The organism is Burkholderia diffusa, from assembly GCF_902499115.1.
In the GTDB taxonomy this organism is placed as follows: domain Bacteria; phylum Pseudomonadota; class Gammaproteobacteria; order Burkholderiales; family Burkholderiaceae; genus Burkholderia; species Burkholderia diffusa.
Genome location: NZ_CABVPN010000006.1, coordinates 1 through 22,393 on the forward strand (window position 1 = coordinate 1; position 22,393 = coordinate 22,393).

23 protein-coding genes, 3 tRNA genes and 1 pseudogene are annotated in these 22,393 nt (G+C 65.7%); 16 read left to right on the forward strand and 11 right to left on the reverse strand.

Translation table 11 applies throughout. From position 1 onward, the window contains the following. Window positions 1–123: 123 nt before the first annotated feature. From BTE28158_RS07475 to BTE28158_RS07485, 3 genes and pseudogenes are all read right to left on the reverse strand, one after another. Window positions 124–210: transfer RNA gene (locus tag BTE28158_RS07475), tRNA-Leu, on the reverse strand. Window positions 211–323: 113 nt separating this feature from the next. After that, window positions 324–1,062, reverse strand: a pseudogene (locus BTE28158_RS07480) (type 2 periplasmic-binding domain-containing protein). Between the two features lie 182 nt (window positions 1,063–1,244). Beyond that, window positions 1,245–1,331 (reverse strand) — tRNA-Leu (locus BTE28158_RS07485). A gap of 249 nt (window positions 1,332–1,580) precedes the next feature. Between BTE28158_RS07485 and rnr the strand changes: the two genes are divergently transcribed. The 6 genes from rnr (at window position 1,581) to BTE28158_RS07515 (ending at window position 8,807) form a co-directional block, all read left to right on the forward strand. Continuing rightward, entirely contained in the window at window positions 1,581–4,034 is a 2,454-nt protein-coding gene (gene rnr / locus BTE28158_RS07490; protein ID WP_151048586.1) for a ribonuclease R, read from the forward strand. Window positions 4,035–4,185: 151 nt separating this feature from the next. Continuing rightward, window positions 4,186–4,929 (forward strand): 23S rRNA (guanosine(2251)-2'-O)-methyltransferase RlmB, encoded by a 744-nt coding sequence (rlmB, locus tag BTE28158_RS07495; protein ID WP_124629669.1) that lies wholly within the window; start codon window positions 4,186–4,188, stop codon window positions 4,927–4,929. 117 nt (window positions 4,930–5,046) lie between these two features. After that, complete coding sequence (locus BTE28158_RS07500) at window positions 5,047–5,919, forward strand: N-acetylmuramoyl-L-alanine amidase (RefSeq protein ID WP_124905109.1); 873 nt, start codon at window positions 5,047–5,049, stop codon at window positions 5,917–5,919. 107 nt (window positions 5,920–6,026) lie between these two features. Beyond that, window positions 6,027–6,719, forward strand: coding sequence for a ribose-5-phosphate isomerase RpiA (rpiA, locus tag BTE28158_RS07505; protein ID WP_151048585.1), 693 nt, complete (start codon window positions 6,027–6,029; stop codon window positions 6,717–6,719). Between the two features lie 283 nt (window positions 6,720–7,002). Continuing rightward, window positions 7,003–7,719 (forward strand): FadR/GntR family transcriptional regulator, encoded by a 717-nt coding sequence (locus BTE28158_RS07510; RefSeq protein WP_059603302.1) that lies wholly within the window; start codon window positions 7,003–7,005, stop codon window positions 7,717–7,719. A 101-nt stretch (window positions 7,720–7,820) separates the two neighbouring features. Beyond that, window positions 7,821–8,807, forward strand: a complete 987-nt coding sequence (locus BTE28158_RS07515) for a Gfo/Idh/MocA family protein (RefSeq protein WP_151048584.1) — start codon at window positions 7,821–7,823, stop codon at window positions 8,805–8,807. Between the two features lie 64 nt (window positions 8,808–8,871). On the opposite strand, the gene BTE28158_RS07520 is transcribed toward BTE28158_RS07515, so the two are convergent. The 7 genes from BTE28158_RS07520 to BTE28158_RS07550 all read right to left on the reverse strand — a co-directional run bounded on the left by BTE28158_RS07520 (window position 8,872) and on the right by BTE28158_RS07550 (window position 14,235). Further along, on the reverse strand, window positions 8,872–9,564 hold the full coding sequence (locus tag BTE28158_RS07520; protein WP_059684552.1) for an amino acid ABC transporter permease: 693 nt from the start codon (window positions 9,562–9,564) through the stop codon (window positions 8,872–8,874). A 122-nt stretch (window positions 9,565–9,686) separates the two neighbouring features. Further along, entirely contained in the window at window positions 9,687–10,481 is a 795-nt protein-coding gene (locus BTE28158_RS07525; RefSeq protein WP_059603294.1) for a cystine ABC transporter substrate-binding protein, read from the reverse strand. 102 nt (window positions 10,482–10,583) lie between these two features. Further along, window positions 10,584–11,621 carry a quinone-dependent dihydroorotate dehydrogenase gene (locus tag BTE28158_RS07530; RefSeq protein WP_059603292.1) on the reverse strand — a complete coding sequence of 346 codons (1,038 nt, stop codon included), beginning with the start codon at window positions 11,619–11,621 and terminating at the stop codon, window positions 10,584–10,586. 179 nt (window positions 11,622–11,800) lie between these two features. Next, window positions 11,801–12,631, reverse strand: coding sequence for an arginyltransferase (locus BTE28158_RS07535; RefSeq protein ID WP_059603289.1), 831 nt, complete (start codon window positions 12,629–12,631; stop codon window positions 11,801–11,803). Window positions 12,632–12,664: 33 nt separating this feature from the next. Beyond that, window positions 12,665–13,429, reverse strand: coding sequence for a leucyl/phenylalanyl-tRNA--protein transferase (gene aat, locus BTE28158_RS07540; RefSeq protein ID WP_059532910.1), 765 nt, complete (start codon window positions 13,427–13,429; stop codon window positions 12,665–12,667). A gap of 11 nt (window positions 13,430–13,440) precedes the next feature. Beyond that, a complete protein-coding gene (locus tag BTE28158_RS07545; RefSeq protein ID WP_059603283.1) occupies window positions 13,441–13,986 on the reverse strand; it encodes an NUDIX hydrolase in 546 nt (181 codons plus the stop codon). A gap of 172 nt (window positions 13,987–14,158) precedes the next feature. After that, window positions 14,159–14,235, reverse strand: a tRNA-Met gene (locus BTE28158_RS07550). Between the two features lie 216 nt (window positions 14,236–14,451). On the opposite strand from BTE28158_RS07550, the gene BTE28158_RS07555 reads away from it, so the two are divergent. Genes BTE28158_RS07555 through BTE28158_RS07565 form a run of 3 tightly spaced genes read left to right on the forward strand, consistent with a single transcriptional unit; the run spans window position 14,452 to window position 16,471 of the window. Beyond that, entirely contained in the window at window positions 14,452–14,949 is a 498-nt protein-coding gene (locus BTE28158_RS07555) for a heme-degrading domain-containing protein (protein ID WP_124629673.1), read from the forward strand. Between the two features lie 3 nt (window positions 14,950–14,952). Further along, entirely contained in the window at window positions 14,953–15,291 is a 339-nt protein-coding gene (locus tag BTE28158_RS07560) for a DMT family transporter (protein ID WP_124610684.1), read from the forward strand. Window positions 15,292–15,322: 31 nt separating this feature from the next. Then, window positions 15,323–16,471 (forward strand): enoyl-CoA hydratase/isomerase family protein, encoded by a 1,149-nt coding sequence (locus tag BTE28158_RS07565; protein WP_151048583.1) that lies wholly within the window; start codon window positions 15,323–15,325, stop codon window positions 16,469–16,471. Window positions 16,472–16,595: 124 nt separating this feature from the next. Here BTE28158_RS07565 and BTE28158_RS07570 read toward each other — a convergent pair whose 3' ends face one another. Next, window positions 16,596–17,024, reverse strand: coding sequence for a hypothetical protein (locus BTE28158_RS07570; RefSeq protein WP_124629676.1), 429 nt, complete (start codon window positions 17,022–17,024; stop codon window positions 16,596–16,598). Window positions 17,025–17,365: 341 nt separating this feature from the next. Here BTE28158_RS07570 and ssuD point away from each other — a divergent pair, with 341 nt between their 5' ends. The 7 genes from ssuD to dusA all read left to right on the forward strand — a co-directional run bounded on the left by ssuD (window position 17,366) and on the right by dusA (window position 22,342). After that, window positions 17,366–18,523 carry an FMNH2-dependent alkanesulfonate monooxygenase gene (gene ssuD / locus BTE28158_RS07575; RefSeq protein WP_151048582.1) on the forward strand — a complete coding sequence of 386 codons (1,158 nt, stop codon included), beginning with the start codon at window positions 17,366–17,368 and terminating at the stop codon, window positions 18,521–18,523. A 16-nt stretch (window positions 18,524–18,539) separates the two neighbouring features. Further along, window positions 18,540–19,352 carry an aliphatic sulfonate ABC transporter permease SsuC gene (ssuC, locus tag BTE28158_RS07580; RefSeq protein ID WP_059603273.1) on the forward strand — a complete coding sequence of 271 codons (813 nt, stop codon included), beginning with the start codon at window positions 18,540–18,542 and terminating at the stop codon, window positions 19,350–19,352. Then, a complete protein-coding gene (locus BTE28158_RS07585) occupies window positions 19,349–20,308 on the forward strand; it encodes an ATP-binding cassette domain-containing protein (RefSeq protein WP_151048581.1) in 960 nt (319 codons plus the stop codon). The genes ssuC and BTE28158_RS07585 overlap by 4 nt, the downstream gene beginning before the upstream one ends. A 57-nt stretch (window positions 20,309–20,365) precedes the next feature. Then, a complete protein-coding gene (locus BTE28158_RS07590) occupies window positions 20,366–20,581 on the forward strand; it encodes a TOBE domain-containing protein (protein ID WP_006400187.1) in 216 nt (71 codons plus the stop codon). 140 nt (window positions 20,582–20,721) lie between these two features. Beyond that, complete coding sequence (locus tag BTE28158_RS07595; protein WP_124629678.1) at window positions 20,722–20,919, forward strand: hypothetical protein; 198 nt, start codon at window positions 20,722–20,724, stop codon at window positions 20,917–20,919. A gap of 55 nt (window positions 20,920–20,974) precedes the next feature. Next, window positions 20,975–21,229: a hypothetical protein gene (locus BTE28158_RS07600; protein ID WP_059524526.1), complete on the forward strand. Its 255-nt coding sequence runs from the start codon at window positions 20,975–20,977 to the stop codon at window positions 21,227–21,229. A 126-nt stretch (window positions 21,230–21,355) separates the two neighbouring features. Continuing rightward, window positions 21,356–22,342 carry a tRNA dihydrouridine(20/20a) synthase DusA gene (gene dusA, locus BTE28158_RS07605; RefSeq protein WP_059603269.1) on the forward strand — a complete coding sequence of 329 codons (987 nt, stop codon included), beginning with the start codon at window positions 21,356–21,358 and terminating at the stop codon, window positions 22,340–22,342. The last annotated feature ends 51 nt before the right edge of the window (window positions 22,343–22,393 follow it).

Sequence of the window (22,393 nt, forward strand, 5' to 3'; positions counted from 1 at the left end):
CGTCCGCTTGATCCCTTGCTCCATTTGGCACCTCTTCGTTTCGGCGAAAAAGTGTCAACCTATTTCAGGACGGGTCACTGAAAAAGAAAAAGGCCGGCTAAAAGCCGGCCTTTCTTAAATAAGTGGTGCCCAGGAGAGGACTCGAACCTCCACGGTGTTGCCACCGCTAGGACCTGAACCTAGTGCGTCTACCAATTCCGCCACCTGGGCACGTTTCGCTTGCTGCGATGCGAAGACCGCTATTTTAGCGTGTCTCGAGAGTCTGTCAATACAATTCGAGCGACGGCGATAAAAATTCCTTCGCCCGTCGCATGGTCGGAGCATCACGCGCCGAGCGGAACTGCACGCTTTGCAGCGAAATTCCAGCGCAGCGATTCAGCCGTGTCGCCGCGGGCAGGCAACGAAGCTACTGCGCGGAACGTATCGGCGATGTTCTGCTGCTCGCCGAAGTTCTGAGAGGCTGCGGAATTCGCACGTCGGGATTCGCGTCGACCGATGCGACGTACGGATCCCGCGTGATCCATGCATCGACGCTGCCGCGTTCGAACGTTGCGCGGCCGTCCGCCGGCGTCAGGTAGTGGATTGCCGCGTCGTTGGGGGCAAGCTTTGCGTGTGCGCCGGCGGCAAGCACCCGGTAGCGGCTTCCGACAGCTTTCGTGACGGCGATCCGCTTGCTCTTGAGATCGGCCAAGCGTGGGCAGCGCGCTGTCGCGTTTGGCGATGATGGCCTGCGCTTTCGGTGACGGCGCTTGCTGCGCGACGTACACGAAGACGAAGCGCGCATGCGCGGCTTGCGCGAAGACGGGAGCCGTGTCGGGCACGTCGGCGCTGAAATCGACTGCGCCGACGTTGAGCGGTTCGGTCAGTGGCAAGCCGCTTGCGAATTCATGGCACGACACGCGCAGGCCGAGCGGCGCGAGCGACTGCTCGAGCGTGCCGCGCGTCTTGAGCGTCGACGATTTTTGATGTCCGATGCGCAGCGTGGACGGGGTGTTCTCGGCGTGCGCCGGGATGCGGGCCCGGCATCGCGCGTGCGAACGCGCGGCGATTCATCGAAGTCATAAGCCGTGCTCTCGCTGGATTCATTGAAAGCAAGGCGGCCGACGTACCAGCGGGGAGGGCAATCGATAACCGATCAATGCTGCTATCGATCGGTGCGATGGGCATATGGCGCGGCCAGCGCGCGTAATGCAAGGCTTGAAATGAAAAAAGGCCGGCATGAAGCCGACCTTTTCAAAAACAGATGGTGCCCAGGAGAGGACTCGAACCTCCACGGTGTTGCCACCGCTAGGACCTGAACCTAGTGCGTCTACCAATTCCGCCACCTGGGCACGTTTTGCAGTAGCTGCTTGCTGCAAAGAAGTGAAATTATAGCGCCCCAATTAATTGTGTCAACATTTTTTTGCAATGCACTGCAAACCCGCCGCTGCGGCGCCTGCACGCGGCATTCGCGTCTTTTGGCAACACAGGCGGGTGATAGAATGATCCGCCGCCGTCACTATAGAACTGTCTGACGGACACTTCTATGTTGATGCCGTGCACCATCAGTCAACGCAACGAGAACAATCATCGACAAACCCTTGAGCAAATATCCGTACCCCATTCCGAGCCGTGAAGAAATTCTCGGCGTGCTGCGTACGAGCGACGCGCCGCTGGCAGCCAACGACATCGCCGAAGCGTTGTCGATCAAACGCCAGGAACGCGAAGGGTTCTTCCGGCGTGTCGCCGCGATGGAACGCGACGGCCAGATCCGCCTCGACAAGCGCGGCCACTATCAGCTCACCCATCCGTCGAATTTCGTCGCCGGCCGCGTGCAGGGGCATCGCGACGGCTACGGGTTCGTGATCCGCGACGACGGCCAGGACGACCTGTTCTTGCCGAACGGCGAAATGCAAAAGGTCATGCACAACGACCGCGTGCTCGCGCGGATCGTCGGCTACGATCGCCGCGGCCGTCCGGAAGGCCATGTCGTCGAAGTGACCGAGCGCGCGAACAAGCGCGTGATCGGCCGCCTGCTCAACGAGAACGGCGCGCTGATCGTCGCACCCGAAGACAAGCGCATCGGCCACGACATCCTGATCACGCAGAACGTGAAGAAGGCGAAGGTCGGGCAGGTCGTCGTCGTCGAACTGACCGATTTCCCGAGCCGCCATTCGCAACCGCTCGGCCGCGTCGTAGAAGTGCTCGGCGACATCGACGATCCAGGCATGGAAATCGAGATCGCCGTGCGCAAATACGGCGTGCCGCACGAATTCGGCCAGCGGGCGCTCGACGATGCCGCCGCGCTGCCCGACGCGGTCCGTCCGGCCGACCTGCGCTTCCGCGTCGATTTGCGCGACGTGCCGCTCGTGACGATCGACGGCGAGGACGCCCGCGACTTCGACGATGCCGTCTACTGCGAGCCGACCAAGGTCGGGCGCGGCGACGGCTACCGCCTGATCGTCGCGATCGCCGACGTGTCGCACTACGTGCAGCCGGGCAGCGGCCTCGACGCCGACGCGCTGGAGCGCAGCACGTCGGTCTATTTCCCGCGCCGCGTGATCCCGATGCTGCCGGAGAAGCTGTCGAACGGGCTGTGCTCGCTGAATCCGCAGGTCGACCGCTGCGTGCTCGTGTGCGACATGGTGATTACTGCGCGCGGCGAGATCAAGGCGTACCAGTTCTATCCGGCGGTCATCCATTCGGCCGCGCGCCTGACGTACACCGAAGTCGCGGCCGTGCTGTCGAACACGAAGGGGCCGGAGGCCGCGCGCCGCGCGGACCTGCTGCCGCACCTGCAGGATCTGTACGGCGTCTACAAGTCGCTGTTCGCCGCACGCCAGAAGCGCGGCGCGATCGACTTCGACACGACCGAGACGTACATCGTCTGCAACTCGCAGGGCAAGATCGAACAGATCGTGCCGCGTCAGCGCAACGATGCGCACAAGCTGATCGAGGAATGCATGCTGGCCGCGAACGTCTGCGCGGCCGATTTCCTTAAGCGCAACAAGCATGCGGGCCTGTACCGCGTGCACGCGGGGCCGACGCCGGAAAAGCTCGAGAACCTGCGCGCGTTCCTGCGCGGCATGGGCCTGTCGCTCGGCGGCGGCGAGAAGCCGCATGCGAGCGACTATGCGGCGCTGATGGCGCAGATTCGCGACCGGCCCGACGCGCAGATGCTGCAGCCGATGCTGCTGCGCTCGATGCAGCAGGCCGTCTACAGCCCGGACAACATCGGCCACTTCGGTCTCGCGTATGAGGCGTACGCGCACTTCACGAGCCCGATCCGCCGCTATCCCGACCTGCTCACGCACCGCGCGATCTACGCGATCCTGTCGGGCAAGAAGTACACGCCGAAGGCACCGGACGGCTTCGAGCTGAACACCGCGCTGTCGCCACGCGCCCGCGCGATGCAGCAGGCCGACGACGAAGCGCGCGGCCGTTCGCGCGTGAACACCGCGATCTGGGAAGAGCTCGGCCTGCATTGCTCGGCGAACGAGCGGCGTGCCGACGAAGCGTCGCGCGACGTCGAGGCCTGGCTCAAGTGCTACTTCATGCGCGACAAGCTCGGCGAGGAATACGGCGGGATGGTGAACGGCGTCACGTCGTTCGGCATCTTCGTGCAGCTTGACACGCTGTTCATCGAAGGGCTCGTGCACGTCACGGAACTCGGCTCGGACTACTTCCAGTACGACGAGATCAAGAACGAGCTGCGCGGCGAGCGCACGGGCATCCGTTATCGCCTGTCGGATCGCGTGCGCGTGCAGGTGAGCCGCGTCGATCTCGATGCGCGCAAGATCGACTTCCGCCTCGTGCGCGACACGCCGGTGAAGGCGCCGCGTCCCGCATCGGCGCCGGTTGCTGTCGGCAACGGCAACGATCGCGGCGGCCCGCGCGTGCGCTCGTTGCCGCCGGTGGAGGAAGCCGCGCCGCGTCGCAAGCGGACGGCCAGCGCACCGGCCGCCGCGGTAAACGACACGCGTGCGGCGAAGAAGAAGGGCGGCGTGGCGGCGAAGACGGCCGCGAAGAAGGTACACGCCCGCAAAAAGTATTGAGCGTTTGGGGCAGCGCACGCGCGTGCCCCTGCAGTATCGAGAGACGCCGCGTTCTACCGGTCACCGGCCGGCAACGCGGCGCTTTCCTTTTCCATGGATCGCGGCTGCGCCCATCGCGCGGCCGCACGTTTGATCGAAGGTTGTTCCAGTCATGTCACGTCTGAAGGTTCTTTACGGTTTTCATGCGGTGACCGCACGTTTGCGGCACGATGCGTCGACGGTTGCGGAGGTGCTGTACGACCAGACGCGCCGCGACCGCCGCATGCAGGACTTCCTGCACGCCGCGAAAGAAGCGGGCGTGCGGCTGATCGCAGCCGATGAAACCCGCCTGTGGGGTCTCGCGCATACCGAGCGCCACCAGGGCGTCGTCGCGCGCGTCGAGGACGTTCCGCTCGCTCAGAACCTGTCCGAACTGCTCGACGGCATCCAGGGTCCGGCGCTGCTGCTGGTGCTCGACGGCGTCACCGATCCGCACAACCTCGGCGCATGCCTGCGTGTCGCCGATGCGGCCGGTGCGCATGCGGTGATCGCCCCGCGTGACCGCGCGGTCGGCCTGAACGCGACCGCGGCGAAGGTCGCGAGCGGCGCGGCCGACACGGTGCCGTACATCACGGTCACGAACCTCGCCCGCGCGCTGCGCGAGCTGAAGGAGGCCGGCGTGTGGATCATCGGCACGTCGGACGAGGCGCCGGGGACGCTGTACGACACGAAGCTCGATGGTCCTGTCGCCATCGTCATGGGTGCGGAGGGCGAAGGCATGCGTCGGCTCACGCGCGACACCTGCGACGAAGTGATGAGTATCCCGATGGCCGGCAGCGTCGAAAGCCTGAACGTGTCGGTCGCGAGCGGCGTGTGCCTTTACGAAGCGGTGCGGCAGCGGCGCGTGAAGGGCTGATACACGGGCTGATATACGGGCTGACCCACGCGGCCTCGCGCGATGCGCGGGCCGTTACGCCCCGAACGACGCGTGCCGCGATTGCGCGCGGCACGCGGCTCCCGGAACTCGCGGACCATGACCCTGTTTCGCCTCGGCGCATTGTGCGCCATCCTCGGCCTGCTGGCCGCCTGTACATCGCCGTCGCTGGTCGAGCGCGGTGCCTACTACGCCGATACGAGCCTGCATGCGCGCGGCGCCGATTCGCGGATCCGCTTTCTCGTGATGCATTACACCGAAAGCGACGAAGCGAGATCGCTGAGCACGCTGACGGGCGATTCAGTCAGCGCGCACTACGTCGTGCCGCCGCAACCACGCGTCGAACACGGGATGCCAGTCGTCTACCAGCTCGTTCCCGAATCGAAACGCGCATGGCATGCGGGTATCAGCGAATGGCAGGGCACGACCGAGCTCAACGCGGCGTCGATCGGCATCGAGAACGTGAACCGCGGCCCGCTCGATCCGCAAGACCGCACGTGGCAGCCGTATCCGCCCGAACAGGTCGATGCGCTGATCCGCCTGTCGAAGGACATCGTCGCGCGCTACGGAATTTTGCCGACGCGCGTGGTCGGGCACAGCGACATCGCGCCACAACGCAAGATCGATCCGGGGCCGCTGTTCCCGTGGCACGCGCTTGCGCAAGCCGGCGTCGGCGCGTGGCCGGACGACGCGACCGTAGCCGCGCGGCTAGGCGGTCGTGATCCGCACGCGCTCGTCGACGTGCGGGAATTGCAGCTGAAGCTTGCACGCTACGGCTATGACGTGCCAACCGACGGCGTGCTCGACGCGCGCACGCAACGCGTATTCTCGGCGTTTCAGATGCATTTCCGGCCATCCGACTATGCGGGCAACCCGGACGCCGGGACCGATGCGATCGCGCAAGCGCTGCTCGACAAGTATTTCCCCGCCACGCCACCTGCGGAGGACGGTGCCGCAACGGGCGCGCCCTGACGATCGATCAGCGCGCGAGGTGCCGCAACGCACACCGAAAAAGCCCGGGCCGTCATCCGAGTCCGGTAAACTGCCGGTTTTCCGCAATCCCGCTGTATTCCCACCCCATGACTCAAGACGAACTCAAACGCCTGGTCGGCCAGGCAGCCGCCGATTATGTGATCCAGAACGTGCCGGAAGGCGCCGTGATCGGCGTCGGCACCGGCTCGACCGCCAACTGCTTCATCGACGCGCTCGCGGCCGTCAAATCGCGCTACCGCGGCGCCGTGTCGAGTTCCATCGCGACGACCGAACGCCTCAAATCGCACGGCATCAAGGTGTTCGACCTGAACGAGGTCGAATCGCTGCAGGTGTACGTCGACGGTGCCGACGAGATCGACGCAAGCGGCGCAATGATCAAGGGCGGCGGCGGTGCGCTGACGCGCGAGAAGATCGTCGCGTCGGTGGCCGATACGTTCGTCTGCATCGCGGATGGCAGCAAGCGCGTGCCGGTGCTCGGCGCATTCCCGCTGCCGATCGAGGTCGTGCCGATGGCGCGCACGGCGATCGGCCGGCGCTTGGCCGCGCTGGGCGGCGTGCCGGTGTTGCGCGTGACGAAGGACGGCACGCCGTACATCACCGACAACGGCAACGAAATCATCGACGTGAAGGGGCTGCAGATCACCGATCCGCGCGGTTTCGAAGCGCAGGTGAACGCATGGCCGGGCGTCGTGACGGTCGGCCTGTTCGCCGAGCGCGGCGCGAATCTGTGCCTGCTCGGCACGGCAAACGGCGTTGAAACGATCGCTTATCCCGATTAATCGAAACTGAATGAGAAGCAGTCCGTAATGGCGTCAGGATGCCGTAATGGATTGCATGTTTAAATTCGACGGAAAGCCCGGCCCGGCAAGCGCAGCGCGCTTTCCGGGCTTTTTTTGAAGCCTTATAAATCACCACATCAGAAAGAGGGATAACCCTGTCAGGTGTTTACCAGATAGCGAAATATCCCCGAACTCATCAACTTATAGATCATAAGAACAGTAGTAACCAGGGCCGGCGGAACTGCGGAGCAGGTGTTCGCAAATCGACGCACGGGGAGGTGTCATGGAGCAGGGCAAAGACCGGTCACTGGTCGCCAAAGTGATGGATGGGCTTGTCTCGGGTATCGTCGAGGACAAGTACGGCGGCATCTTGCCGCCGCAGGACGTGCTGTCGAAAGAGTTCGACGTGAGCCGTACGGTGATGCGCGAAGCATTGTCGATGTTGCTTGCGCGCGACATGCTCGACGTGCGTCCGAAAGTCGGTACGCGCGTTCGACCGATGCGCGACTGGCGCATGATCGATGAAGACGTGGTGAGCTGGCGGTTCCGTGCAAAGCCGGATCCGCAGTTCATGCGCGACGTCATCGAATTCAGGATGCTGATCGAACCGCGCGCGACCGCGCAGGCGGCCGTTCGTGCGACGGCGGTCGACATCGCGGGCATTCGTGAGGCATTCGAAGCGTTCAAGGTGTTGCAGCCGGGCGACCCTGGATACGACACGGCGGACGAACTGCTGCACACGCGGATCGTTCAGGCGAGCGGCAACCAGTTTTTCCAGCAGATGGCGGCCATCGTGCGCGGCGCGGTTCGCCTTGTGAATCCGCGCGTTGCGCAGAAGGAGGGGGCACACGACGTAGCGGTGAAGGCGCATGCGCGCGTCGTCGATGCGATCGAACGCCGCGACCCGCGCGAAGCCGAAGCGGCTTCGCTCGCGTTGATCGATTTCAGCGCCGACGAGATTTCGCGCGATTTCTCCGTCGACGTACCCGTGCGCGCCTGAATCGACACGCGTCGCTTATCCGTGCGCCGGCGAGCCGTTTATCATGACGGCCGACCGGCAGCGTGCCGGCCACCGTCATACGACCGACACGGAAGATCCGGATGAACGACCTCGACAACCGCCCGGTGCGCTTCGGCATCGTCGGCGCAGGCAGCATCGCACGCCGATTCGCGCAAAGCCTCGCTCACGTGCCGGGTGCCACGCTCGCCGGCGTATGGGCACGCCGCGCCGACGCGGCAACCGCCTTTTGCGACAGCTGCGGCGGCGCGCCTGCCGCCAGCCTCGACGCGCTCCTCGCGAGCGACATCGACGCGATCTATATCGCGACGCTCCACGACAGTCACGCGCACTACGCGCAAGCGGCGCTGGCCGCCGGCAAGGCCGTTCTGTGCGAAAAACCCGCGACACTTAACGCGACGCAACTCGACGCCGTGCTGGATGCGGCACGCGTTGCCGGACGGCTCTTCATGGAAGCGATGAAGCCGCCGTTCTTTCCGCTGTATCGTCAGTTGCGCGCGCACCTGCACGACGACCCGATCGGCGAAATCCGGCTCGTGCGCGCGGGCTGCGCGTCGTCGTCGGTGCCGGGCGACCATTCCGTCTATCGACTTGACCGCGCCGGCGGCGCGCTGCTCGACATCGGGATCTACGAAGCGTTTCTCGCGGTCGACTGGCTTGGCGAGGCAGTCGACGTGCAGACGCTCGGCCGCATCGGCGCCACGGGCGTCGACGTGTTCGCGAGCCTGAACAGCCGTCACGCGAACGGCGGCATCGCACAGCTCTTTTGCGGGCTCGACGTGATGGGACGCGGTGACGCGCTGATCGCCGCGGCAGGCGGGCACGTGACGATTCACGAGAAGTGGTGGAACCCCACGCGGGCGACGATTCGCTATGCGGATGGGCGCACGGTCGAACTCGATGCGCCGATCGATGGCGGTGGCCTGAACTACGAGACCGCGCATTTCTGCGACCTGCTGCGCGCCGGCGAACTGGAGAGCCCGATCATGACGCACGACCATTCGCGGCGAATGATTGCGATGACCGACGCGGCACGCGCGGCGCTCGGCGTGCGCTATTCGGGCGAGTAGGCGGGAAGGAAGGGAAGGCGGCAGCCGGGCGCGCAATCGCGGCCCGGCGGGAGGTGTTTCGTGATCAGTGCCGCGCGGGCAGCGACAGGCGCTTTTCGTACCAGCGCTGGACCCATTCGAGAATCTGGCACAGCACCCAGTAGACAGCGGCGGCGGCCAGGTACAGCGGCAGCGGCTGGTAGGTCGCCGCGATCACTTCCTGTGCGCTGCGCAGCAGTTCGGTCACGGTGATCACCGATACGAGCGACGTGTCCTTGATCAGGCTGATCAGGCTGTTCGACAGGCTCGGCACCGCGATGCGCAGTGCCTGCGGGCCGATCACGTAGCGCAGCGTCTGCCCCCACGACAGCCCGAGGCTGTAGGACGCGAGCCACTGGCCGCGGTGAATGCCGTTGATCGCGCCGCGCATGCTTTCGGACATGTAGGCGGCGACGTTCGCGGACAGTGCGATCACGCCGGCCGGCGTCGGGTCGAGCGAGATGCCGAGGCTTGGCAGCCCGTAATAGATGACGAAGATCTGCACGAGCAGCGGCGTGCCGCGCATCAGGCTCACGTACGCGCGCGCGAGCCCCGCGAGCGCGTTGACCCAGATGCGTTCGAAGCCGTCGAGCGGCTCGCTTTGCCGGATGCCCATCATCGCGAGCACGACGGCGCCGAGCAGGCCGAACACCATCGACAGCACGGCGAACTTGACGGTCAGCACGGCACCCTGGGCGAGCACCGGCAGCGATTGGACGAGCAGGGACGTTGTCGACATGGAATACGAAGCGAATGCGTGCGCGAAAGCGCAATCATAAACCGGACCGATAAAACAAAGGGCGGCATCGTTTCGGATGCCGCCCTTTCCGGCCCGCCGTCAGGCGGGAAACAGAGGCGTGCTTACTTGATCGGCTTCGTCACGTCGATGCCGAACCACTTGTCCGAGATCTTCGTGAACGTGCCGTCGGCTTCGAGTTGCGCCATCGCGTCGCCGATCGCCTTCTGGAACTTCGGGTTGCCCTTCTTGAACGGGATGCCCGACGGGTTCGCCGAGCCGACGTTCGCGCCCGGGCGCAGCGGCAGTTGCGAGTTCTTCGTCAGGTACGCGAGCATCAGGCGGTCGTTGAGCGCCGCATCGAGACGGCCGGCGGCGAGGTCGCGCAGGTACTCCGGCGCGCCCGGGTACGTCTTCACGTCGACGCCGGGCACCGACTTCGCCATGTCCATGTAGTTCGTGCCGAGCGCGACGCCAAGCTTCTTGCCCTTCAGGTCGTCGAGCGACTTGAACTGGCGCGTGTCGTCCTTGCGCTGGATCAGCTGAGCGGACGAGTACGTGTACGCGGGCGAGAAGTCGAGCGTTTCCTTGCGCTTGTCGGTGATGCCGACCTGATTGGCGATCACGTCGAACTTGCCGGCCTGCAGGCCCGCGATGATGCCGCTCCATTCGGTCGTGACGAACTCGGTCTTCACGCCAAGCTTCGCGGCGACGGCCTTCGCGATGTCGACGTCGAAGCCGACGAGTTCGCCTTGCGGATTCTTCGAGTTGAACGGCGGGAACGTACCTTCGAGGCCGACGCGCAGCGTGCCGCGTTGCTTCACCTCGTCGAGGAGGTCGGCCGCATGCGCGGTGGCGGCAGCGAACGACGTCCCGATCAGGCCGGCGACCAGCAGCTTCTTCAGCAGCGAAATTTTCATCGTGTGGGCTTCCTTGCCCCAGCGGGGCGCTTGATTCTGAATGTGAAGTCGATCATAGCAAAAACACAATCGACATCTAAATATCGTTTGATTATAGCTATATTACGCGGCGCGTTCGTGCGCGATCGCCTTCACGCATTCGGCGACGAGCGCAGGGCCGCGATAGATGAAGCCCGTGTACAGCTGGACGAGCGACGCGCCGGCCGCGAGCTTCGCGCGTGCGTCCTCGCCCGAGAAGATGCCGCCGACGCCGATGATCGGCACCGCGCTGCCGACTTCGGCATGCAGCTTGCGGATCACTTCGTTCGATGCGTCGAACACCGGGCGGCCCGACAGGCCGCCGGCCTCGTCCGCGTGCGGCAGGCCCTGCACGGCTGCGCGCGACAGCGTCGTGTTGGTGGCGATGACCGCTTCGATCTTGTGGCGCAGCAGCGTATCGGCGATTTCCTTGACCTGCTCGTCGTCGAGATCGGGTGCAATCTTCAGCGCGAGCGGCACGAGCTTGCCGTGCAGGTCGGCGAGGCGCTGCTGCTTGTCCTTCAGCGCGGCGAGCAGCGCGTCGAGCTCGCCCGCGCCCTGCAGCTGGCGCAGGTTCTTCGTGTTCGGCGACGAAATATTGATCGTCACGTAGCTCGCGAACGGATACACGCGCTCGAGGCAGTACAGGTAATCCTCTGCGGCGCGTTCGATCGGCGTATCGGCATTCTTGCCGATGTTCAGGCCGAGGATGCCGCGGTAGCGGGCGGCCTGGACGTTCTTCACGAACTGGTCGACGCCGTGGTTGTTGAAGCCCATCCGGTTGATCAGCGCTTCGGCCTGCGGCAGGCGGAACATCCGCGGGCGCGGGTTGCCCGGCTGCGGGCGCGGCGTGACCGTGCCGACCTCGATGAAGCCGAAGCCGAGCGCCGCGAGGCCGTCGATGGCCGCGCCGTCCTTGTCGAGGCCGGCGGCGAGGCCGACCGGGTTGCGGAACGTGAGCCCCATCACGGTGCGCGGCGCATCGGGCACGCGGGCCGACAGCGCGCAGGCGAGGCCAGTGCGGCCGGCCGCGCCGAGCGCGCGCAGCGTGAGGTGGTGAGCGTCTTCAGCATCCATCTTGAACAGGGATGCGCGGGCCAGCGGATAGAGGGAACTGAACACGGGAATTGGGCGGACGGCCGGAATGAATGACAACCCGCTATTTTACCGGGAGTTGTGCGGCAAGGGCGGGCTTCGCTTCATGGCGGCCCGCGGCGACGGTCGCCGTGCCGCGCGTCAGCCGCTTCATGACCGGGACGGACGCGCGCCGCTCTCGTGCAACCACGCCGGTGTCGCTCACGTCAGCCCGACCCGGAATGTCCACCGGGCAGCGGCGCGCGGGCGAGTGCCGCGTCGACCGGCGGCAGGTCGACCCGATCCGGATCGAGCACTTTCCAGCGGCCGTCGAGCAACCCTTCGAGCGGATGGAAGTTTGCCTTGTAGGCCATCTTCGGGCTCTCGCGGATCCAGTATCCGAGATACACGTACGGCAGGCCGAGGCTTTTCGCCTGTTCGATCTGCCACAGGATGTTGTACGTGCCGTAGCTCGTGTGCTGGTCGTCCGGCTCGAAGAATGTATAGACCGACGACAGTCCGTCGCCGAGGATGTCGATCATGCTGACCATGCGCAGCTTGCCGGGCTCGCCGCCCGGCGCGTCGAGGTCGCGGAATTCGACGAGGCGCGAATTGATCCGGCTCTGCAGCAGGAATTGCTCGTACTGGTCGCGGCTGTCGCGATCCATGCCGCCGCCTGCGTGGCGCGCCGACTGGTAGCGCATGTAGAGCGCGTAGTGCTCCTCGTCGTAGTGCAGCGGCGAGACCGTCGCGACGAGCGCGCGGTGCCGCTTCCACATCCGGCGTTGCGTGCGCGACGGCTTGAACGCGCCGACCGGCACGCGCACCGGCACGCAGGCGCGGCAGCCGTCGCAGTATGGACGATAGGTGAACACGCCCGAGCGCCGGAAACCGGCCTTCACGAGCTCGGTATAAATATCGGAATTGATCAGGTGGCTCGGCGTCGCGACTTGCGAGCGCGCGACGCGGCCGTCCAGATAGCTGCACGGATAGGGCGCCGTTGCATAGAATTGCAGCGCCGAAAGCGGTGAAAGCGGCAGCTCAGTCGGGTGAGTCATGGGCAGCTCTCGATGCAGGGAGGGAGTGCCGCGCTAGCGCTCGATCCCGGAGGGGGCGGCCGGTTCTGCGGGGCCCGTCAGTGCGGCGAGCGCGCGCTTGTCGAACTGCCACGGAATCGGCGGTTCGGCTACCGCGCGGCGCACGTGAGCGACAAAGGCCTTGCGTGCGATCTCGCGGCCGCCGAGCGACGCTAGATGCGACGTATTCTGCTGGCAGTCTATCATCTCCAGCCCCTGCTCGCGAAGATGGGCGACGAGCGTCGCCAGTGCGATTTTCGACGCATCGGTGGCATCCGCGTACATCGATTCGCCGAAAAACATCCGTCCGAACGCGACGCCGTAGAGGCCGCCGACGCGGCGCCCGTCATGCCACGTCTCGATGCTGTGCGCGTTGCCGGAACGATAGAGCGATGTATACGCGTCGATGATTTCGGCCGTGATCCAGGTGCCGCGCTGCCCGCGACGCGGCGCCTGCGCGCACGCGCGCATCACGCCCGGAAAGTCGTGGTCGACGCGCACTTCCCACGCGGGGTCGCGCAGCACGCGCCTGAGCGTCTTGCGCAGCGACGGGGACACCTTGAATTCGGCTGGCACGAGGACCATCCGCGGGTCGGGGCTCCACCACAGCACGGGTTGACCGTCCGAATACCACGGGAAGATGCCGCGCAGGTAGGCCTCGATCAGGCGCGACGGTAGCAGGTCGGCGCTCGCGGCGAGCAGCCCCGGCGCGCCGGTCGCCGGACCGAGCGCGCGTTCGATGGGCGGAAACGGATCGTCCGGGCCGAGCCAGGGGACCATGGGGCGCGGGCTCAGCCGTTGCGCAGCGAGCGGAAGATATCGCCGGTATGCACGCCGTAGTCGCCGGCGGCGCGATCGGCGAAGAAGAAGCGCAGCGTCTGGCTGACGGTCGGGAACGCGATTTCGTCCCACGGAATGTCGGCTTCGTCGAACAGCTTGACTTCGAGGCTTTCCTCGCCGGCCTCGTAAGCCGGATCGGTGAGCCGCGCCAGATAGAACAGGTGGACCTGGTGCACATGCGGCACGTTGAGGAGCGTGAACAGGTTCTGCACCTCGACGCGTGCGCCGGCTTCCTCGAGCGTTTCGCGTGCGGCGGCCTCGGCCGTCGTCTCGCCCATCTCCATGAAGCCCGCCGGCAGCGTCCAGAAACCGTAGCGCGGTTCGATCGCGCGGCGGCACAGCAGCACCTGTTCGCCCCAGACCGGCACCGTGCCGACCACGTTACGCGGATTCTGGTAATGGATCGTGCCGCAGTGATCGCAGACGAAGCGCTCACGGTTGTCGCCCTGAGGAATGCGCGCGATGACTTCGTGACCGCAGACGGAGCAGAATTTCATGTCGAGTGGGAGGGACGAGGTGATGCGAGTGTATCACCGGGGCGGGGCATTCTTGAACGCGAGCGCATGCGCGCGGCGTGCGGTGCGAAGCACAACGTGTGATGCGCGGAATCGGGCGCCGAAAAACAAAAAGCCCGGCACTGAGCCGGGCTTTTTGCATGAATCGGGACGTTGGTTGCGGGGGTAGGATTTGAACCTACGACCTTCGGGTTATGAGCCCGACGAGCTGCCAGACTGCTCCACCCCGCGTCCGTCGAAGAAATGAATTATATGGACTATCCGGAACGCTTGCAAGCACTTTCTGACAATCGCGTTGCAATCGCCGGCGGGGCGCTTGCAGGGCCGGTACGGCAGGCGCGTGAGCTAGAATCGAGCGGTTTGCTTGTGTCGTTCATTCCTGCAGCGGGGTCGCGCGCGAATTGCGCCGGTGCCGTTGCAACACTTGACTACTGCATCGACGGATTCATGGACATCGCTCACGATCTGCAATCGATCGGCGCGCAGGAACAGGCGCTTGTGTTTCCCCATTTCGACCCGGCTCGCGCCTGGGCGCTCGGCAACCGGATGCATGCGCTCGCGACGTCGCGCGGTCATGCAATCGCGATCGACATCGTCACGTTCGGCCAGCCGCTGTTTTATGCGGCGCTCGCCGGTGCGACCCCCGACAACGCCGACTGGGTGCGCCGCAAGCGCAACGTCGTCGCGCATTTCCGCCGCAGCTCGTATGCGATCGGCCTGCGCATGCAGCAGGCCGGCGTCACGCTCGCCGAGAAGCACGGACTGCCGATCTCGGAATATTCACCGCACGGCGGCGCGTTTCCGCTGACTGTCGCGGGGGCCGGCGTGATCGGCTCGATCACCGCATCGGGGCTGCCGCAGCGCGCGGATCACGAGTTCGTCGTCGAAGCGCTGTGCGCCGAGCTTGGGCAGGACTACGCCGTGCTGGCACTTGCAAGGAGCTGAGCGATGCAGCTTCCGGGTTACGCATGGCTCGCGATCGCGATCGTCGCGGAAGTGGTCGGCACGTCCGCGCTGCGCGCGGCGGACGGTTTCACGCGCTTCTGGCCGTCGGTGCTCGTCGTGGCCGGTTACGGCATCGCGTTCTACTGTCTGTCCCTCACGTTGCGCACGATGCCCGTCGGCATCATCTATGCCGTGTGGTCGGGTGCCGGCATTGTGCTGATCACGCTCGTCGCGATGCTGCTCTATCGCCAGGTGCCGGACCTGCCGGCCGTGATCGGCCTCGGGCTGATCATCTCGGGCGTCGTGGTGCTGAACCTGTTCTCGAAGATGCAGGCGCACTGAGCGTGCGCCCGCGATATGCCGGATGACTCACATGACCGATTCCACTTCCGCGTCCGCGGAATCCGCCCAGCCCGATGTCCGCGCGTATGTCGCGAACCGCATCGGCTATCTCGAACTGAACCGGCCGAAGGCGCTGAATGCGCTGTCGGTCGGGATGATCCGGCTGATGCAGCAGGCGCTCGACGCGTGGCGCGACGACGCCGACGTGGTCGCCGTCGTCGTGCACAGCCCGCATCCCCGCGCGTTCTGCGCGGGCGGCGACGTGCGTTTCTTCCACGACGCCTGGCAGCGTGACGACCGCGATGCGGTCGATACGTTCTTCATCGAGGAATACACGCTCAACCATACGATCTTCACCTATCCGAAACCGTACATCGCGTTGATGCACGGCGTCGTGATGGGCGGCGGCATGGGCATTTCGCAGGCGGCACGGCATACGGGCGGCCTGCGTGTGGTCACCGACTCGACGAAGATGGCGATGCCCGAAACGCGCATCGGCCTGTTCCCCGATGTCGGGATGAGCTGGTTCCTCGCGCGCACGCCGGGCGCGATCGGCGCCTATCTCGCGGTGACCGGCGCGACGCTCGACGCGGCCGGCGCACTGTATGCGCAGCTTGCCGACGCATACCTGCCCGATGCCGCGTTGCCGGCGCTGTTCGATACGCTGCGCAGCGCGCGCATCGACAGCGGCGCACAGGCGGTCGCGTGCGTGGCCGACGCGGCCGCGTCGCACAAGGTCGTGCCGACGCCCGACATGTCGGCGCTGGCCGACGCGCGCGCCGGGATCGACCGGCATTTCGCTCAAGCCGATATCGGTGCGATCCTCGCATCGCTCGACGCCGAGCAGGATTGCGCCGCGGTCGACGGATGGGTCGGGAAGGCGACCGATGCGATGCGCAGCCAGCTGTCGCCGCTGTCGATGGCCGTATCGCTCGAAGTCGTCGAACGGGCGCGCGGGGCGACGATGGCCGATTGCCTGCGGCGCGACCTCGACCTCACGCGTTCGACGTTCGCGCACGGCGACGTGATCGAAGGCGTGCGCGCGCTGATCGTCGACAAGGACCATCAGCCGGCCTGGCGTTTCAAGTCGATCGCCGATATCGACCGCGCCGACGTCCTCGCGATGTTCGACAGCCCGTGGACGCCCGACACGCATCCGCTGCGCAACCTGAAGGACTGACGCGCCGCGGTATCGACGCGAAAAGCAAAAAGGCCGCCTGCATCGTGTGCAGGCGGCCTTTTCATTTGAGGATGCCGACCCGGCCTGGCGGCAGTGGGCCGGGGGCCTTGCAGCAAGACGTGCGTTATTCGTCGCCGGCGTCGTCCGACATGAACGCGCGCATGAACACGAGCGCGCCGAAGCCCCAGACCGCGTTCGCTGCGAAACCGGCGGCGAGCACCGGCATCATGTTGCCCGACGGCCAGATCCCGCGCAGCGGATCGATCGCGAATACGCGGGCGGCCGTCAGCACGATGCCGCCGAACACCAGCGCGCCGATCCACGGCGCCTCACGATCCGGCGTCACGCGCAGCAGCCACGCCATCGGAATCGCGCAGCACGCGCTGATCAATGCGTTCGCAACAAATTCAGGAATGCCGAGCGGCGCGAACGGTTGCGTGGAGAACCCGGTGGCGGCGATCAGGTCGGCCGTATGCAGGAGCGCGAGCGTCGCTTCGCGAAAGAAGAGGGCGGCCAGGAAGCCGGACAGGAACGGCAGGATGACTTTCTGCATCGGTGAGTGCATTGCACGCGCGGCCGGCCGGGGCCGTCCGGGCGAAGTTATTCGGATAGGTGCGTCATTATAGGGCCCGGCCGACGCGATATTCGCTGGAGCGTCGTGCTAATCACGAAAGCGGAAAACCTAAGCTCAAAAAAATCGTTCCAAAGCCCTGCAGCGATCCATAGACTGATTTCCCAGAAACAGCCGTGCAATAGCGTACTCGCCCGCGGCACGGCCTGACCGGCGAGCCATCCCGATTCGAACGCACACCATGCATGCGTCGCTCATCCGCGACGCGAGCAGGGGCTCGTTTTATCCAGATTCCGGCAAGAACAGTCAAGCAGGAGCAGCAGATGAATGTTTTTTGGTTTATTCCCACACACGGCGACAGCCGTTACCTCGGCACCGCTGAAGGCGCGCGCGCCGCGGATTACGATTATTTCAAGCAGATCGCCGTCGCGGCCGACACGCTCGGCTATGAAGGCGTGCTGCTGCCGACTGGCCGTTCCTGCGAGGATGCGTGGGTCGTCGCGTCGAGCCTGATTCCGGCGACGCAGCGCCTGAAGTTCCTGGTCGCCGTGCGACCCGGCATCGCATCACCCGGCCTGGCGGCGCGGATGGCCGCGACGTTCGACCGTCTGTCGGGCGGCCGCCTGCTGATCAACGTCGTAACGGGTGGCGATGCCGCCGAGCTCGAAGGCGACGGACTGTTCGCCGACCACGACACGCGCTACGAAATCACCGACGACTTCCTGAACATCTGGCGCGGGCTGCTGTCCGCATCGCACGACAACGGCGGGTTCGACTACATCGGCAAGCACCTTCAATCGAAGGGCGGCAAGGCGCTGTATCCGCCCGTGCAGCGCCCGCATCCGCCGTTGTGGTTCGGCGGATCGTCGCCGGCCGCGCACGCGATCGCCGCCGATCACATCGACACCTATCTGACCTGGGGCGAGCCGCCCGAGGCCGTCGCGAAGAAGATCGCCGATATTCGCGCCCGCGCCGAGGCGCGCGGCCGCAAGATCAGGTTCGGCATCCGCCTGCACGTGATCGTGCGCGAGACCGAGGACGAAGCCTGGCGCGATGCCGAGCGCCTGATCAGCCGTCTCGACGACGAGACGATCGCTCGCGCGCAGAAGGCATTCGCGAACATGGATTCGGAAGGCCAGCGCCGGATGGCCGCGCTGCACGGCGGCAAGCGCGGCGGCCGCGAGGCGCTCGAGGTGTATCCCAACCTGTGGGCCGGTGTCGGTCTCGTGCGCGGCGGCGCGGGTACCGCGCTCGTCGGCAACCCCGAGCAGGTCGCGCAACGCATGCGCGAATATGCGGATCTCGGCATCGAGACGTTCATCCTGTCCGGCTATCCGCACCTCGAGGAGTCGTACCGTTTCGCCGAGCTCGTGTTCCCGCTGATCAAGGGTAAGGATGCGGCGCGGCCGTCCGGTCCGCTGTCGGGTCCGTTCGGCGAGATCGTCGGCAACAACTACCTGCCGAAGGCGAGCCAGAGCTGAACGAAGGAGGCCTGAGATGACAACGAAGACGTCGACGACGCGCGCGGCCGTGGCCGCCCGCGCCTGGCGCGGCATCGCACCGTGGCTCGTGCCGCTCGTGCTGCTGGTCGCATGGGAGGTCGGCGCGCGCGTCGGCTGGCTGTCGACCCGCGTGCTGCCCGAGCCGGTGGCGGTCGTGCGTGCCGCGTGGTCGCTCGTGACATCGGGCGAGCTGTGGGCGAACGTGAAGGTCAGTACCTGGCGCGCGCTGTTCGGTTTCGCGATCGGCGGTGGCGTCGGCCTGGCGCTCGGGCTCGCGACCGGCCTGTCGAAAGCAGCGGAGGTCGCGCTCGATTCGACCATCCAGATGATCCGCAACATCCCCGCGCTCGCGATGATTCCGCTCGTGATCCTGTGGTTCGGCATCGACGAGAAGGCGAAGCTGTTTCTCGTCGCGCTCGGCGTGTTCTTTCCCGTCTACATCAACACATATCACGGGATCCGCTCGGTCGACGCGAACCTGATCGAGATGGCGAAGAGTTATGGGGTGCGCGGCTTCGCGCTGTATCGCGACGTGATCCTGCCCGGTGCATTGCCGTCGATTCTCGTCGGCGTGCGCTTCGCGCTCGGGCTGATGTGGGTGATGCTGATCGTCGCGGAAACGATCTCCGCGCAGTCGGGCATCGGCTACATGACGATGAACGCGCGGGAATTCCTGCAAACCGATGTGGTGGTGGTCGGCATCCTGCTGTATGCGGTGCTTGGCAAGTTGGCCGACGTGCTGGCGAAATCGATCGAGCGCGTGACGCTGCGCTGGCACCCCGCTTATCAATCTGGAGCAAAGGCATGAATGCGACGACTTCGGCGGTCTCCTACGGCCCGCTCGCCGGTGCAGACCTTGAGGCCGAGCTGGCGCACGCACGCGTGACGGACGACGACGCACGCAATGCGGCGATCGTCGACCGGAACGGCGGCGCATCCGTCGTTCCGCTTGCGCGGCGGCGGACGGGCGGCACGGCGCAGGACGACGCGGTGACGCTGTCGGGCGTCAGCAAGCGTTTCGGCGCGCGCACCGTGCTCGACAACGTCGAACTCGGCATCGCGCGCGGCAGCTTCGTCGCGATCGTCGGCCGCAGCGGCTGCGGGAAATCCACGCTGCTGCGTCTCGTCGCGGGGCTCGAGGAACCGAGCAGCGGCGCGCTCGTGACGCGCGGCGACAGCGGCGGCGCGCTCGACACGCGGATCATGTACCAGGATGCACGGCTGCTGCCGTGGAAGACCGTGCTGCAGAACGTGATGCTGGGCCTCGGCCGCGGTGCACGCGATCAGGCGCGTGCGGTACTCGACGAAGTCGGTCTGATCGAGCGTGCGAACGACTGGCCTGCGCAGCTGTCCGGCGGACAGCGGCAGCGCGTCGCGCTCGCCCGTGCACTCGTGCACCGGCCGCAATTGCTGTTGCTCGACGAGCCGCTCGGTGCGCTCGACGCGCTGACCCGCATCGAGATGCATGCGCTCATCGAACGGTTGTGGCGCGAGCATCGGTTCACCGCGCTGCTCGTCACGCACGACGTGCAGGAAGCCGTGGCGCTCGGCGACCGGATCCTGCTGATCGAGCAGGGACGTGTCGCGCTCGACCAGCCGGTGCCGCTCGACCGGCCGCGTGCGCGCGCGTCGGCCGCGTTCGCGGCGCTCGAGGACCGCGTGCTGCAGCGTGTGCTCGCGGGCGGGCCCGGCGGTGCCGGGCAGCACGTCGCGGCTGAAGCCGATCACGTACGGCCGGCCGGGCAGATTCGCTGGGCCGTTTAAATCCGGGCGGCACCGGCCGCCCGTTCTCAGACTTTTTTGTTCGGAGCGATCAACCCGATGAGCATCACTGCAATCAACGTGCGCAATCAGTTCAAAGGCAAGGTGAAGGAGATCATTCGCGGGCCCGTGGTGTCCGAGGTCGACGTCGAGACGCCGTTCGGCATCGTCACGTCGGTGATCACGACGCGCTCGGTCGACGAACTTGAACTGAAGGTGGGTGCGGAAGTCGTCGCGCTCGTGAAATCCACCGAAGTGTCGATCGCGCGACTCTGAGCGTGTTTCCGATGCCGGGCGCCGCGGACGGGCCATCTGGCTATCCGTCGCGCCTGGTATTTTGGGTGTGCGTTTGCCTCGGTATTCGCCGTCCGGACGAAGTGCTAGGATGGAACGACACCGACGCCGGAGGGCAACGCATGACCCCCATCCTTTCCCCCGAAGCCTTCGAGGCGCTGAAGTGGATCGACCAGTTCGGCGACACCCGTCCGGTCCCCGCCGCGTTCGACGATGTCGTCTATGCGTTGCTGAACGAAGGGCTGATCTATCAGGCGGCGGCCGACCGTGTCGACCTGACCGCCGACGGCAAATCCGTTTTGTCTAACGAATACGATTGAGCGCACGGCGCCGGCCGCCGAGGCGGCCCGGCGTTGCGTCGCCACGGAGCGAGCGATGGAACCGAGAGGCAGCGATCTCGGCGATTTCAGCGAGCCGTACCGCGGCTACGAGATCGAAGTGAAGACCGAGCAGGTGTGGGACGGCGAGCATGCGCACTACCGCGTGCTGCAAGGCGCGGCCGTGCGGATCGACTGGCGGCTCGTGAAAGTCGACGGGATGCTGCTGACCGAACGGCGCGTGATCGAGCGCGTACTCGAAGAGGCGCGGCGGGCCGTCGACGCCGAACTGGGCGAGGGCGGGCCGGTCTAGTCAGGCTGCCGGGCCGGCCTGGTCGCGTTGCGGTAAAATATCGGGTTGTTTCCCGCGCCGCTTGCTGCCCCGAATTCCATGTCCGCATCGTCCTCGCTTCCCCCCCGCCGCGTTTCCGTCGCGCCCATGCTCGACTGGACCGACCGTCATTGCCGGTCGTTCCATCGCACGTTGACGCGCGACACGTGGCTGTATACGGAAATGATCACGACGGGCGCGCTGCTGTTCGGCGACGCCCAGCGGCATCTCGCGTTCACGCCGAACGAATCGCCGGTCGCGCTGCAGCTGGGCGGCAGCGAACGGGACGATCTCGCGCGCGCCGCGAAACTCGGCGAGCAGTGGGGCTATGACGAGATCAACCTGAATTGCGGTTGTCCGTCCGAGCGCGTGCAGCGCGGTGCGTTCGGCGCGTGTCTGATGAACGAGCCGCAACTCGTTGCCGATTGCGTGAAGGCGATGCGCGATGCGGTGTCGGTGCCGGTCACGGTCAAGCATCGGATCGGGGTCGACGCGGTCGAGGACTATGCGTTCGTGCGGGACTTCGTCGGCACGGTGGCTGAGGCGGGCTGCGAGACGTTCGTGGTGCACGCGCGCAATGCGATCCTGAAGGGGCTGTCGCCGAAGGAGAACCGCGAGATCCCGCCGCTCAAGTACGACTACGCCTATCAGCTGAAGCGCGATTTCCCGTCTCTGGAGATCGTGATCAATGGCGGGATCAAGACGCTCGACGAAGTCGCGCAGCATCTCGAACATGTGGACGGCGTGATGCTCGGCCGCGAGGCGTATCACAACCCGTATGTGCTCGCGGGCGTCGATGCGCGCTTCTATGGGTCGACTGCGGCGATGCCCACGCGCGAGGAGGCCGAGGCGAAACTGATCGAATACTGTGCGGCGGAACTGAAGCGCGGCACGTATCTCGGTGCGATCGTCCGGCACGCACTCGGGCTGTATCGCGGCGTCGCGGGCGCGCGCGGCTGGCGTCGCGTGCTGTCGGACAACAAGAAGCTCGCACGTGGCGATCTGGCCGTGTTCGACGAGGCACGCACGCATCTGAACGACGCTCTCGAAAATTTTGAAAAAAATGCTTTGCAAGACGGAAAAGTCTTCGTATAATCTTGTTCTTCGCTGCTGAACACGAAGCGAAACAGCGAAGAAACAAAGCAG

Coding starts and splice junctions, on each gene's coding strand:
- rlmB (WP_124629669.1), top strand. CDS start 4,186: ATGTCACGTCTGAAGGTTCTTTACGGTTTTCATGCGGTGACCGCACGT.
- BTE28158_RS07500 (WP_124905109.1), top strand. CDS start 5,047: ATGACCCTGTTTCGCCTCGGCGCATTGTGCGCCATCCTCGGCCTGCTG.
- rpiA (WP_151048585.1), top strand. CDS start 6,027: ATGACTCAAGACGAACTCAAACGCCTGGTCGGCCAGGCAGCCGCCGAT.
- BTE28158_RS07510 (WP_059603302.1), top strand. CDS start 7,003: ATGGAGCAGGGCAAAGACCGGTCACTGGTCGCCAAAGTGATGGATGGG.
- BTE28158_RS07515 (WP_151048584.1), top strand. CDS start 7,821: ATGAACGACCTCGACAACCGCCCGGTGCGCTTCGGCATCGTCGGCGCA.
- BTE28158_RS07520 (WP_059684552.1), bottom strand. CDS start 9,564: ATGTCGACAACGTCCCTGCTCGTCCAATCGCTGCCGGTGCTCGCCCAG.
- BTE28158_RS07525 (WP_059603294.1), bottom strand. CDS start 10,481: ATGAAAATTTCGCTGCTGAAGAAGCTGCTGGTCGCCGGCCTGATCGGG.
- BTE28158_RS07535 (WP_059603289.1), bottom strand. CDS start 12,631: ATGACTCACCCGACTGAGCTGCCGCTTTCACCGCTTTCGGCGCTGCAA.
- aat (WP_059532910.1), bottom strand. CDS start 13,429: ATGGTCCCCTGGCTCGGCCCGGACGATCCGTTTCCGCCCATCGAACGC.
- BTE28158_RS07545 (WP_059603283.1), bottom strand. CDS start 13,986: ATGAAATTCTGCTCCGTCTGCGGTCACGAAGTCATCGCGCGCATTCCT.
- BTE28158_RS07555 (WP_124629673.1), top strand. CDS start 14,452: ATGGACATCGCTCACGATCTGCAATCGATCGGCGCGCAGGAACAGGCG.
- BTE28158_RS07560 (WP_124610684.1), top strand. CDS start 14,953: ATGCAGCTTCCGGGTTACGCATGGCTCGCGATCGCGATCGTCGCGGAA.
- BTE28158_RS07565 (WP_151048583.1), top strand. CDS start 15,323: ATGACCGATTCCACTTCCGCGTCCGCGGAATCCGCCCAGCCCGATGTC.
- BTE28158_RS07570 (WP_124629676.1), bottom strand. CDS start 17,024: ATGCAGAAAGTCATCCTGCCGTTCCTGTCCGGCTTCCTGGCCGCCCTC.
- ssuD (WP_151048582.1), top strand. CDS start 17,366: ATGAATGTTTTTTGGTTTATTCCCACACACGGCGACAGCCGTTACCTC.
- ssuC (WP_059603273.1), top strand. CDS start 18,540: ATGACAACGAAGACGTCGACGACGCGCGCGGCCGTGGCCGCCCGCGCC.
- BTE28158_RS07585 (WP_151048581.1), top strand. CDS start 19,349: ATGAATGCGACGACTTCGGCGGTCTCCTACGGCCCGCTCGCCGGTGCA.
- BTE28158_RS07590 (WP_006400187.1), top strand. CDS start 20,366: ATGAGCATCACTGCAATCAACGTGCGCAATCAGTTCAAAGGCAAGGTG.
- BTE28158_RS07595 (WP_124629678.1), top strand. CDS start 20,722: ATGACCCCCATCCTTTCCCCCGAAGCCTTCGAGGCGCTGAAGTGGATC.
- BTE28158_RS07600 (WP_059524526.1), top strand. CDS start 20,975: ATGGAACCGAGAGGCAGCGATCTCGGCGATTTCAGCGAGCCGTACCGC.
- dusA (WP_059603269.1), top strand. CDS start 21,356: ATGCTCGACTGGACCGACCGTCATTGCCGGTCGTTCCATCGCACGTTG.